We start from the raw sequence: 12,505 nt of genomic DNA, 5'->3' as shown, positions 1-12,505 counted from the left end.
CCGCACTGCCCTGACCGACCCATGACCGGTATCCGTAGGAACGGATACCGGTCATTCGTGTTCCAGCGCGACGACTGATTTCGCGGGTACATGGATAACTCCTCGCGCGCGCAGATCCATCGCGCGCGATGATGGGGATTATGGCCCAGCTCACTGATGATTCCCGGACGCTGTTGCGGACCTGCCCGCTGTGCGAGGCGGTCTGTGGACTCGAGATCACGCTCGACGCGAACGACCACGTGATCTCTGTTCGCGGGGATCGAGACGATCCCTTCAGCAAGGGGTTCATCTGCCCCAAGGGGGCCAGCTTCGGACATCTCGACGAGGATCCGGACCGGCTGACCGAACCGATGATCCGGGACCGGGCCACCGATACCTGGCGCACCGCATCCTGGACCGAAGCATTCGATTTCATCGCCGCACGTTTCCCGGCGATCGTGGCCGAGCACGGCAATCAGTCGGCGGCGTTGTATCTCGGCAATCCGAACGCACATACGGTGGCCGGGACGCTGTATGTGCCGGTGCTGATCCGGGCCCTCGGTACCAAGAATCTGTTTTCGGCGAGTACCGCCGATCAAATGCCCAAACAGGTGGCGAGCGGGTTGATGTTCGGCGATCCGCTGACCGTACCGGTGCCGGATCTGGATCGCACCGATTATCTGCTGATGTTGGGCGCGAATCCGCTGGAGTCGAACGGATCACTGTGCACCGCACCGGATTTCCCGGGCCGGTTGAAGGCATTGCGCAAGCGCGGCGGCAAATTCGTCGTGGTCGATCCACGGAAAACGCGGACCGCGAAGCTGGCCGATGAGCATCTGTTCATCCGGCCGGGTAGCGATGCCTATCTGTTGTTCGGGATCGTGCATACGTTGTTCGAACAAGGTCTGACCGATATCCGCGTGGATGTCGCGGGGCTGGACGAAGTACGCACGGCGGCAGCGGATTTCACCGCCGAGGTCGTTGCGGCTCGAACCGGAATTCCCGCGGCGACGATTATCCGGATCGCGCAGGAGTTGGCGACGGCGCCGACCGCGGCGGTATATGCGCGAATCGGCACCTGCACGGCCGAATTCGGCACACTGACCCAGTGGTTGGTCGAGGTCGTCAATGTGCTGACCGGCAACCTCGATTCACCTGGTGGCGCCATGTTCGCCAATGCGGCGGCGGGTGGTATCCCGCGCACCAGACCATTCCGCACCGGCCGCTGGGCCAGCCGGGTGCGCGGGCTGCCCGAGGCGATGGGCGAACTGCCGGTGGCCACCCTGGCCGATGAGATCACCACACCGGGCGCGGGGCAGGTGCGCGCGCTGGTGACCGTCGCGGGCAATCCGGTACTGTCCGCACCGAGCGGGGCGCGGTTGGATGCGGCCTTCGCGCAGTTGGACTTCATGGTCAGTGTGGACCGGTACCTGAACGAGACCACCCGGCATGCCGATGTGATCCTGCCGCCGCCGCGGTCGACGCAGTCGCCGCATTACGATTTCGCCTTGCTGCAGTTCGCGGTTCGCAATTACGCACGCTACTCGCGGCCGCTGGTCCCGCTCGGCGATCGGCCAGCGGAGTCGGAGATCCTGGCCCGGCTCGGGGCGGCGCTCACTGGGCAGCCCGCCGGACCGGATGCGCTGAACGGCGTCGATGAACTGATCATCGCGGGCCTGTTGGACAAGGCGGGCATACCGGAGCGGCGACCCGAACTCATCGGGTCCAACAGCACAGAGCAACGCATCGACCTGATGCTGCGGCTCGGACCGTATGGCGAGTGGCGTGCCGGCGCGAGCGACGGGCCCGGAGGCGGCAGCCCGCGTGACCACGAAGGTCCCCAGGAGCACCGAGATCAATACAGCACGCTGAATCTACAGGTGCTGCTGGACAATCCGCATGGTGTCGATCTCGGGCCGCTGCAACCGCGGCTACCCGGCGTACTGCGGACGGCGTCCAAGCAGGTGGAGTTGGCGCCGCGGCCGCTGCTCGAGGATGTCGCGCGGATGCGAGCCCGGCTCGCCGATGCCGCACCGGATGTGGTGTTGATCGGACGGCGGCAATTGCGATCCAACAACAGCTGGATGCACAATATCCCGACGCTGGCCGGTGGGTCGAATACCTGCACGCTGCATATCAATCCGGCGGATGTGGCGCGGTTGGGGCTCGGCGACACCGCCGTGGTGAAATCCGCCGCGGGAACGCTGACGGTGCCGCTGGAGCCGACCGAGGCGATCATGCCCGGGGTGGTCAGCCTGCCGCACGGCTGGGGACATACCGACAGCACGCAGACGGTGGCTCGGGCGCATGCCGGGGTGAATGCCAATGTGCTGACCGATGATTCGGTGGTGGATGTGCCGTCCGGGAATGCGATCTTCAATGGCGTTCCGGTCACCTTGACGCCTGCCTGAGTTGTGCTCGATCCGACCGGCCGGGACCCAGATGATTCCGGACGGTCGGATTTTGGCAACTTCGTGGAAATCTCTGCGCTAACGAAAGATTCAGTGCATTCTCAACATGTTTTGCTGTGTTGCCAGACTGAATTCGGATCAAGTCGCGGGCTAGCGTCGAACCCGTTACAGTGTGCCGGATTCCAGCTACCAGAGGAAACGCGATGGCCGGTACACGTTGTGGCAGTGACGGTGAACACGAACTACAGGAGCGGTACGGTACGCAGGATCGAGCCGAACGCTTCTACCAAGATCAAGTACTCGATCGACTGAACCCGACGATGATCGAATTCATAGCCAGGATGGATATGGCGTTCATCGCCACCGCGGACAAGCACGGCGAATGCGACGCAAGCTTCCGCGCCGGTGTGCCCGGCTTTCTGCATGTGATCGACGAACGCACGCTTGCCTATCCGGAATACCGCGGCAACGGCGTACACGCCAGCCTCGGCAACATTCTGGAGAACCCGCACGTAGGCATCCTGCTCATCGATTTCGTCCAGGATCTGATCGGATTGCACATCAACGGTTCGGCCCAGATCGTGGACGACACCGCGTTACGCCGCACCGCCCCGCAGCTACCGGAGAACGTCAAGGGGCGAGCCGCCGAACGCTGGGTGGTGATCGATGTGGAGGAGGCCTACATCCACTGCCGCAAGCACATCCCGCATCTGGTCCCCGCTGCCGGCGAACAGCGGCAGTGGGGCACCGACAACGTCCGTGCGAAGGGCGGCGACTACTTCGGAGCGAAAGCGCAGTCCCAGACCGACGCATTGGTTCAGCGCTGATTCGTTCGCCGAACTGCATACTCGACCCGGACCGAGCACGTCTTACGAGCGACCCGTTCGCGGCCCGTCTCACGTCCGCGCCGACGCGCGGCCATCGAACACCGCCGAGCCGTCGAAGCGCATGCGACGAAGTCGCGAGTCTCGACGGCTCGGACGCGAGACACCAGGGGGCCGCGAACACGCCGCGCCGCAGGCGCGGCAATCAGACAGAGCTCAGAGCTTGAAGATGACCGCGCGTTGGACGACGAAATTGATGACCGTGGCGGTGCCCTGGGCAATGACGAAGGCCAGCGGCTGGCGCCACCAATCGCCGGGGAGGGTGGCGTAGAGCACCTGGTTGATGCCGACCTGGACGGCAAAGGTGACGGCGTAGAGGATCACCACCGCGGTGAACCGGGCCCGGCTCGGCGGAGCCTGGAAGGTCCAGCGCCGATTGATCAGGTAGGCGGTGGTGGTGCCCGCGATGAAGCTGATCGATTTGGCGACGCTGACCGGCAGGCCGATGAGGTTCAGCAGGAAGCTGTAGATCCCGTAGTCGACGATGGCCGACAGGCCGCCGGTAAGTGTGAAGCGGATGATCTGGGTCTTGAGGTCGACATCGGTACTGGATTCGGTTCGGCGCTCCCTGGTCCCTTCATGGTCACGCAGGCTGCCGCCTTCGGGCCCGTCGGTCACGCCGGCCGACTCGTCGACCAGCGGCTGTTCGGCCGGGAGCGGCAGGTGGGGTTCGGCTTGCACGCCGACGAGCGTAACGCCGGTGACGTCGGACACGCGGACCGAGCGCCGATTGCCCGTTTGTCCGGGGCGACGGAACCGATGGCGGACCGTACATACTGGGCAGTACGGCGACCCCGACCGGATATCGGCTGATGCATGTAGCCTCTATGCCGATGTCCACCAAAGCTCCGACCGCCACCACAACCGGTTACTCCGGCAATGTCGCCGACGGCACCTTCGCGCTGCCGACGCAGACCAAGGCATTGACCGGGTGGGGTCGCACCGCAGCAACATCCTCCGAAGTGCTCTCGACCAGCGATCCCGAACTGATCGCCAAGGCCGTCGCCATGGTCGCCGAGGACAATGACTCCAAGCCTGCCCACCTGCGTCGCGGCATCATCGCGCGCGGGCTCGGCCGTTCCTATGGCGATCACGCGCAGAACGCGGGTGGCCTCGTCGTCGATATGACGGCGCTGAACAATATCCACCGGATCGACCGGGACACCCGGATCGTCGATGTGGACGGCGGCGTCAGCCTGGACCAGCTCATGAAGGCGGCGCTGCCGTTCGGGCTGTGGGTTCCGGTGCTGCCCGGCACCCGTCAGGTGACGATCGGCGGCGCCATCGCCTCCGATATCCACGGCAAGAACCATCACAGCGAGGGCAGCTTCGGCAACCATGTGCGCTCGATCGAGCTGCTCACCGCCGACGGGCAGGTGCAGCATGTCACGCCCAAGCGCAATGCCAAGCTGTTCTGGGCCACCGTCGGCGGCAACGGACTCACCGGCATCATCCTGCGCGCGACCATCGAGATGGCGCCCACCGAGACAGCGTATTTCCTCAACGACGGCGTGAAGACCACGACGCTCGACGAGACCATCGCCGCACACAGCGACGGGTCCGAGGCCAACTACACCTATTCCAGCGCGTGGTTCGATGTCATGAACGCGCCGCCGAAGCTGGGCCGCGCCTGCATCACTCGCGGGCGGCTGGCCAAGGTGGAAGAACTGCCGAAGAAGAAGCAGAAGAATCCGCTGAAATTCGATGCACCGCAACTGATGACGGTGCCGAACATCTTCCCGAGCTTTACCGCGAACCGGCTCAGCCTGGGCGCGGTCGGCGAGGCGTACTACGCCATGGGCGGCACCTACACCGGCAAGATCCAGAACCTGACGCAGTTCTACCACCCGCTGGACATGATCGCGGAGTGGAACCGCGCCTACGGTCCGGCCGGTTTCCTGCAGTACCAGTTCGTGGTGCCGACCGAAGCGGTCGAGGAATTCAAGAAGATCATCATCGACATCCAGGCATCCGGGCACATCTCGGCGCTGAATGTTTTCAAGCTGTTCGGTCCGGGCAACCCGGCTCCGCTGAGCTTCCCGATGCCGGGCTGGAACATCTGCTGCGACTTCCCGATCCGGCCCGGCCTCAACGAGCTCGTCAGCGATCTCGACCGCCGCGTCATGGAATTCGGTGGCCGGCTGTACACCGCGAAAGACTCCCGCACTACCGCGGAGACCTTCCATCAGATGTACCCGCGGATCGACGAGTGGATCAAGATCCGCCGAAGTGTCGATCCCACAGGCGTTTTCATGTCCGATATGGCGAGAAGGCTGGAGCTCCAGTGATTAATGCCGTAGGCAACCCACAGACCATCCTGCTGCTGGGCGGTACCTCGGAGATCGGCTTGGCGATCTGCGCCGAGTACCTGCGCAAGAGTCCGGCGCGCATCATCCTGGCCGCACTGCCCGGTGATCCGCTGCGCGAGGACGCCGTCGCCGAGATGAAGGCGGCCGGTGCGACTCAGGTCGATGTCATCGACTTCGACGCGCTCGATACCGCGAGCCATCCGAAGGTCATCGATGCGGCCTGGGACGGCGGCGACGTGGATGTCGCCATCGTCGCGTTCGCCCTGGACGGCGATCCGGAACAGCTGTGGCAGAACCAGCGCAAGGCCGTGCAGGTCGCCGGGGTCAATTACACCGCGGCGGTTTCGGTCGGTGTGCTGGTCGGCGAGAAGATGAAGAAGCAGGGCTTCGGGCGGATCATCGCCATGTCCTCGGTGGCCGGTGAGCGGGTGCGCCGCTCGAACTTCGTCTACGGCTCTACCAAGGCTGGGCTGGACGGCTTCTACCTCGGACTCGGCGAGGCGCTGCGCCCGCACGGCCCGCGCGTACTTGTGATCCGGCCGGGCATGGCGCGGACCAGGTTCTCCGCGCACGTCAAAGAGGCTCCGCTCACCGTCAATAAGGAAGATATTGCGGCACTGGCGGTTTCGGCGTCCCAGCGGGGCAAGGACCTTGTGTGGGCGCCCGGCACCTTCCGCTTCGTGATGATGATCCTGCGCCACATCCCGCGCCCGATCTTCCGCAAGCTGCCGATCTGATCTCCCCGAGCCGCACCTGTCCCGCGCACGCGTTTGCGTGGGACAGGTGCGGCTCGTCTATATCCGCGACACGGGTTTCCGTGGCTGGCCGGCGGGTTCGATGCCGACCCGGCGGCAAGTCCGATATCAGCACACGCCGCTGTGTCATTTCGGTGGATACCATCGTCGCGGTTCGCCGGGACCGGTCGCTGCGGCATTCGGCACCCTGCCCGTGCGAGTGGCCGGGCGGCGTGGCAAGTTCGGAGCCGACCTCGAGGCGTCGCATTGTCGAAGGAGCACTCCGTTGAGCACAGTCACGGCAGAACGCGCCGAGCACTCCGCACCGGAGCGCGGCCGGGGGGCGCTGCTGATCCGGCATATCGGCTCCGGGGTGGGCGAGGCGCTGCTGGCCGCCCTGGTGGCCGCGATCGTGGCGGCCATTGGGCTTGTGGCGTTTTCGATGGTGCAGTGGCCGGCGTTCAACTCGTCCAATGTGACCAGGTCATTGACCACAGTCGGGCAGGTCGGGGCCGCGGTGCTGTTGGCGATGGCGATCTGGCTGGTGCGGGCGCGGCGGTGGCCGTGGGTGGCGAAAGTGCTGTCGTGGCTCGGAATTTCGACGTTCGTCACGGTGACGTTGGGGATGCCGCTGGCGGCGACCAAGCTGTACCTGTTCGGCGTCTCGGTGGACCAGGAGTTCCGCACCGAATATCTGACGCGGCTGACCGATAGCGCGGCGCTGCACGATATGACCTACGCCGAGCTGCCGCCGTTCTATCCGGCCGGATGGTTCTGGATCGGCGGCCGGGTCGCGAATGTGCTCGGGATGGACGGCTGGGAGGCGTTCAAGCCGTATGCCATCGGATCGCTCGCGGTGGTCGCGGTGATCGCACTCGTCTTGTGGTCCAAGCTGATTCGCGCCGACTGGGCGATCGGGGTCAGTGCGGCGACGACCGCGGCGACGGTTGCCTATGCCTCGCCGGAGGCTTACAGCGCGGTCATCGTGCTGCTGCTGCCGCCCGCGTTGATCCTTGCGTGGGGGGCGCTGTACCGGCCGCTCGAACGGTCGGGCACCGCCGTTGGTGCTGCGGTATCTGGTGGCGCTGGAGCGCCGGGGGGTTCCGCAGCCTCTGGTGACGCCGCAAACTCAGCTGGCACAGCCGCCTCAGGAAGCGACGGTACAGCGGACAGTGGTGTGGCGGTCAGTGCTGCGACCTCGGATGCCGCCACCTCAGGCAGTGCGGTCGCCTCTGGTCGCGAAGGCGCAGCGGACGCGGAAGGCGCGGCGGGCCGTGGTGCGGCAGTCAGTGCCGATACAGCCAGCAGTGCCGGAACCGCTGGGGGCTGGGGCGCGGTGATCGGGGCCGGGCTGTTCCTCGGGATGGCTGCGTCGTTCTACACCTTGTATTTCGGGGTGGCGGCGTTCGCGGTCGGGCTGATGGGGTTGATTTCGGCGGGGCTCGCGGTGCGCGCGCAGCGCGGCGGGGCGGGTTCGGTGTGGCGAGCGGTGCTGCCGCCGCTGGTTCGGCTGGTTGTCATGGGGGCGATCGCGGGTCTGGTCGCGCTGATCGTGTGGCTGCCGTTCGTGTTGAAGCTGCTCGGTGGCACGATGCCGAGTTCGGGGACGGCATTCCACTATCTGCCCGAGGGCGGGGCGCAATTGCCGTTTCCGATGGCGGAGTTCTCGCTGTCCGGGGTGTTCTTCCTGATCGGGACGGCGTGGTTGGTGGTGCGGGCGGCGTCGTCGCGGCGGGCGCAGGCGCTCGGGATCGGCGTGGTGGCGATCTATCTGTGGTGTCTGCTGTCGATGACGATGACCGCGGCGGGTAACACCCTGCTCTCGTTCCGATTGACGCCCGTGCTCGAAGTGCTGCTGGCGGCGGCCGGCGCATTCGGCTTCGTGGAGGGCGCAAAGGCCGCCTACCAGGCATTCAACGAGCCGAAACAGTTCAAATTCGTTGTTGTGGTGGTCGCCATCGTCGGCGCGCTCGCGTTCACCCAGGACATTCCGCAGGTGTTGAAGCCGGAGATCACCACCGCCTATACCGATACCGACGGCAACGGGGAACGCGCCGATAAGCGCGCACCGGGTGCGGCGTCGTACTACCGCGAAATCGATGCGGCACTCCGCACGCAGACCGGCCGTCCACGCTCGGATTCGGTGGTCCTCACCGCCGACACCAGCTTCCTTTCCTTCTACCCGTACTACGGCTTCCAGGCGCTCACCTCGCACTATGCGAACCCCTTGGCCGATTTCGCCGGCCGTGCCGCCACCATCGAGTCGTGGAGCAAGCTGGACTCGTCCGCCGCCCTGGTGGACGCACTCGCCAAGAGCCCGTGGCGCGCACCGGACGCCTTCCTCTTCCGCAGCAGCGGCGATGCCTACACCCTGCGCCTGGCCAAGGACGTCTACCCGAACGATCCCAATGTGAAGCGCTACACCGTGAGCTTCCCCAAGGAGCTCTTCACGGACCCGCACTTCACCACGACCAATATCGGCCCGTTCACGCTGGTCGTGGTCAATCAGTGAAGCCCGGCACCGCCGGCGCGAACAAGAAGGGCATCTACGGACCGGACTTCCGCCCGACCACGGCCCTGCTCGTCGGCGCACAGGACTCCGGCGTCATACCGCCCATCGGCGCCGACACCCGCGCCCAGGCACTCGACGATCTGCGCTTCTGGGAGGCCGACGTGGTGGTCCTGCCCACGACCAAGAACTCCGAGGTGCTGCGCACCACCATGACGCAGCTGCTCGGCATAGCGCCACGACAGGTCGATGACGTGTGGCTCTGGGAAGTTCTGTCGCTACGGTAGGGCGAGCAGCGCGCACCGTGGATCATCTCGTGGCGAGCGTCACCAATGCGGGTGGCTAGCATGGTGCCTCGTGCGACCGGACCGAACTTCTGCAGCGTTCACCCGCAACCGCCTGATCGCCCTCGTCTCCGGGTTGCTCGGATTCGTGCTGGCACTGTTGACGCCGTTGCTTCCGGTGAAACAGGATCAGGCCGCGCTCGACTGGCCGCAGGCGAGCGGTACCAGTGTCGAGGCGCCGCTGGTTTCGTACGTACCGCTGCGGTTGAATGTGACGCTGCCGTGTTCGGTGGTGACCGCCGCCGGATCGGGCACCGTGCTGTCGACCATTCCACACGCCTCGGGTCAGGCCAGTGCCAAGGGGCTGATCGTCTCGGTCACCGATGGCACGCTCGCGGTGCTGCAGCGTGATGTGCCGCTGTTGTCCGCACCGGTCGCAGAGATCGCCGGCTGCGAGGCCGTCACCATCACCACCTCGGCGGCCGCGACTTCGGTCGAATTCGTCGGTGCGAAGCGTCAGGACGGTACGCCCTTCCGCAACACCGTCACGCGCGATATCCGCCCGCAGGTGGTCGGCGTCTTCACCGATCTCGACGCCGCGAAGCTCGCTGGCGCGAAGCTGCACGCCGATATCGATTCCCGCTTCTCCTCGACTCCGTCCGCGCTGAAGCTGGGTGCGATGATCGCCGCGGCGATCTGCACGATTATCGCGCTGGTCGCCTTGCACCTGCTCGACAATGCCGATGGTCGGCGGGCGCGTCGGTTCCTGCCCGCGCACTGGTGGCGATTCACCCTGGCCGATGCGGCGATACTCGGCATCCTGGTGCTGTGGCATTTCATCGGCGCGAACACCTCCGATGATGGCTACATCCTGAACATGGCCCGTGTCTCGGAGCATTCCGGATACATGGCCAACTACTACCGGTGGTTCGCGGTGCCCGAAGCGCCGTTCGGCTGGTCCTATGAGGTACTGGCCTGGATGACCAAGATCTCCGATGCCAGCCCGTGGATTCGGCTGCCGACACTGGCTGCCGGAATCGTGTGCTGGATGGTGATCAGCCGAGAGGTGCTGCCGCGCTTGGGCGCTCGGGTGCGCAGGAACAAGGTGGCGCTGTGGACCGCCGGACTGGTCTTCCTCGCCTTCTGGCTGCCCTATGACAACGGACTGCGACCCGAACCGCTGATCGCCGCGGGTGCGCTGCTGACCTGGTGCTCGATCGAGCGGGCCATTGCGACCGGACGGCTGCTGCCCGCCGCGGTCGGGGTGCTGATCGCCGCGTTCTCGCTGGCGGCCGGTCCCACAGGGCTGATCTGTGTGGCCGCGCTGATCGCGGGTTCGCGGCCGGTGCTGCAGATCATTATTCGGCGGGCGCGTGATGCCGCGGGCACACTCGCGGATGAGACCGACCGCAGCACCTCGCGCTCGGCCGCGTTCTTCCGGTATGCCGCATTGCTGGCACCGGGGCTCGCCGCCGGAACACTCGTGCTTGTGGTCGTCTTCGCCGATCAGACGCTGGCGACGGTCATGGAAGCGACCCGGGTGCGCACTCTCGTCGGGCCGAATGTGGCCTGGTTCGACGAGCGGACACGGTGGGATTCGCTGCTGATGCTCTCACCGGACGGATCGCTGGCGCGGCGGTTCGGTGTGCTGGTCATGCTGCTGTGCCTGCTGGTCTGTGTGCTGCAGGTGCTGCGCAAGGGCCGAATCCCGGGGACCTCGCGCGGGCCGTCGGTGCGGATTCTCGGCATCGTCTTCGCCTCGCTGCTGTTCATGATGTTCACACCGACCAAATGGACCCACCACTTCGGCGTATACGCCGGACTGGCCGGATCATTGGCGGCACTGGCGGCGGTCGCGGTGGGCGCCAATGGGATTCGCTCGCCACGCAATCGGGCGCTGTTCGCGGCCGCGGTGCTGTTCCTGCTGGCGATCACCTTCACCGGCTCCAATGGCTGGTGGTACGTATCCAGTTACGGTGTGCCGTGGTGGGACAAGGCGCCGCTGCTCGCGGGTAAGGGCCTGTCCACGCTGTTCCTCGGGCTCAGTGCGGTGGCACTGATCGTCGCGGTGTGGCTGCACTATCGCGAACCGTATCGCGAGAAGACTGACGCGCCAAGCCGTTTCGAGCGTTACGCCTCCGCGCCGTTGACGGTCGCGGCGGCGCTGCTGGTGCTGTTCGAGGTGGCGTCGCTGGCCAAGGCCGCGGTCACGCAGTACCCGGCGTACTCGATCGCCAAGTCGAATCTCGAATCGCTGAGCGGCAATACCTGTGCGCTCGCCAACGAGGTGCTGGTGGAGACCGATACCGCGAGTTCATTGCTGCTCCCCTACACCGGCTCCCCCGCCGACGGATTGGCCGCGGAATCGAAGGGATTCACGCCCAACGGAGTAGCCGCCGACCTCACCGCCGATGCCGAGGAAACAGTGACCGGCGGCGCGAACTCGGTGAACAAGGATTCGAAGAACAAGACCACCAACACAACCGGTGCTGGCACCGGTGGCGGCACCAGTCAGCAGACCGGAATCACCGGCAGCACAGTGGCATTGCCGTTCGGCCTGGATCCGGCTCGGACCCCGATCATGGGCAGCTACCAGGAGGGGCCCGACCAGCAGCAGGCCAAGCTCACCTCGCAGTGGTACCGGCTCGATTTGACCGACAGCATGCGCAACGACCCGGCCTACCAGGTGCTCGCCATTACCGCCGCGGGCCGGATCCGCTCGGTCGATGCCGACGGTGTGGTCACCTACGGGCAGGAGTTGCATCTCGAGTACGGCGTGCGCGGGGCGGACGGCGAGGTACAGACGCTGGGTTCGGTGGATCCGCTCGATATCGGACCCGCACCGTCCTGGCGCAATCTCCGTGTGCCACTGGACAAGCTGCCCGCCGGGGTGAACGCGGTGCGATTGGTCGCGGTAGACAACGACATCACCCAGAAGCAGTGGTTGGCCGTCACCCCGCCCCGGCTGCCGCATCTGGCCACGCTGAATTCCGTTGTCGGCGAAACCGCTCCGGTCCTGCTGGACTGGCACGTCGGCCTGGCCTTCCCCTGCCAGCGCCCGTTCGACCACCGCGACGGCGTCGCCGAGGTCCCCCATTGGCGCATCCTGCCCGATCGCGTCGGCTCCGACGCCTCCAATGCCTGGCAAGACGATATCGGCGGCGGCCCCCTCGGCTGGACCGGTCTACTCCTGAAATCCCAAACCATCCCCACCTACCTCGACCACGACTGGTCCCGAGACTGGGGCTCCCTCGAACAGTTCACCCCGTACGACCCCACCGCCGAATCCGCGACCATCGCCACCACTGTGCAATCGGTCAACGGCTGGAAGAAGGCCGACCCGATCCGAGCCCGATAGCGCGTGGGCCGACTCCCAGTCGGCTCCATGCGTGTCA

The 12,505-nt window shown here is 65.8% G+C and carries 8 protein-coding genes; 7 read left to right on the top strand and 1 reads right to left on the bottom strand.

Annotation, left to right across the window (positions count from 1 at the left end):
* The first annotated feature begins 140 nt into the window (after positions 1-140).
* Together AB0L63_RS10335 and AB0L63_RS10330 are read left to right on the top strand one after the other, a co-directional pair.
* Complete coding sequence (locus tag AB0L63_RS10335) at positions 141-2,390, top strand: molybdopterin-dependent oxidoreductase (RefSeq protein ID WP_364497503.1); 2,250 nt, start codon at positions 141-143, stop codon at positions 2,388-2,390.
* Positions 2,391-2,593: 203 nt separating this feature from the next.
* A complete protein-coding gene (locus AB0L63_RS10330; protein ID WP_364497500.1) occupies positions 2,594-3,217 on the top strand; it encodes a pyridoxamine 5'-phosphate oxidase family protein in 624 nt (207 codons plus the stop codon).
* Positions 3,218-3,430: 213 nt separating this feature from the next.
* On the opposite strand, the gene AB0L63_RS10325 is transcribed toward AB0L63_RS10330, so the two are convergent.
* Positions 3,431-3,865: a GtrA family protein gene (locus AB0L63_RS10325; protein ID WP_364498193.1), complete on the bottom strand. Its 435-nt coding sequence runs from the start codon at positions 3,863-3,865 to the stop codon at positions 3,431-3,433.
* Between the two features lie 242 nt (positions 3,866-4,107).
* Here AB0L63_RS10325 and AB0L63_RS10320 point away from each other — a divergent pair, with 242 nt between their 5' ends.
* The 5 genes from AB0L63_RS10320 to AB0L63_RS10300 all read left to right on the top strand — a co-directional run bounded on the left by AB0L63_RS10320 (position 4,108) and on the right by AB0L63_RS10300 (position 12,468).
* A complete protein-coding gene (locus tag AB0L63_RS10320; RefSeq protein ID WP_364497497.1) occupies positions 4,108-5,562 on the top strand; it encodes an FAD-binding oxidoreductase in 1,455 nt (484 codons plus the stop codon).
* Positions 5,559-6,320, top strand: a complete 762-nt coding sequence (locus tag AB0L63_RS10315; protein WP_364497494.1) for a decaprenylphospho-beta-D-erythro-pentofuranosid-2-ulose 2-reductase — start codon at positions 5,559-5,561, stop codon at positions 6,318-6,320. Before AB0L63_RS10320 ends, AB0L63_RS10315 begins: the two co-directional genes overlap by 4 nt.
* A 343-nt stretch (positions 6,321-6,663) precedes the next feature.
* A complete protein-coding gene (locus AB0L63_RS10310) occupies positions 6,664-8,829 on the top strand; it encodes a galactan 5-O-arabinofuranosyltransferase (RefSeq protein ID WP_364498191.1) in 2,166 nt (721 codons plus the stop codon).
* The gene (locus AB0L63_RS10305; RefSeq protein ID WP_364497491.1) at positions 8,826-9,113 is read left to right on the top strand and encodes a hypothetical protein; all 288 of its coding nucleotides are present in this window, start codon (positions 8,826-8,828) and stop codon (positions 9,111-9,113) included. Before AB0L63_RS10310 ends, AB0L63_RS10305 begins: the two co-directional genes overlap by 4 nt.
* A 70-nt stretch (positions 9,114-9,183) precedes the next feature.
* A complete protein-coding gene (locus AB0L63_RS10300) occupies positions 9,184-12,468 on the top strand; it encodes an arabinosyltransferase domain-containing protein (protein WP_364497488.1) in 3,285 nt (1,094 codons plus the stop codon).
* Positions 12,469-12,505 lie beyond the last annotated feature (37 nt).

The organism is Nocardia sp. NPDC051990 (assembly GCF_040680755.1).
In the GTDB taxonomy this organism is placed as follows: Bacteria; Actinomycetota; Actinomycetes; order Mycobacteriales; family Mycobacteriaceae; genus Nocardia.
Note: the sequence above shows the minus strand (reverse complement) of the source record. Positions and strands in the feature narration are given on the sequence as shown.

What these genes read in the sequence shown, in the direction of transcription:
- AB0L63_RS10335 (WP_364497503.1), top strand. Translation starts at nt 141, where the DNA reads ATGGCCCAGCTCACTGATGATTCCCGGACGCTGTTGCGGACCTGCCCG.
- AB0L63_RS10330 (WP_364497500.1), top strand. Translation starts at nt 2,594, where the DNA reads ATGGCCGGTACACGTTGTGGCAGTGACGGTGAACACGAACTACAGGAG.
- AB0L63_RS10320 (WP_364497497.1), top strand. Translation starts at nt 4,108, where the DNA reads ATGTCCACCAAAGCTCCGACCGCCACCACAACCGGTTACTCCGGCAAT.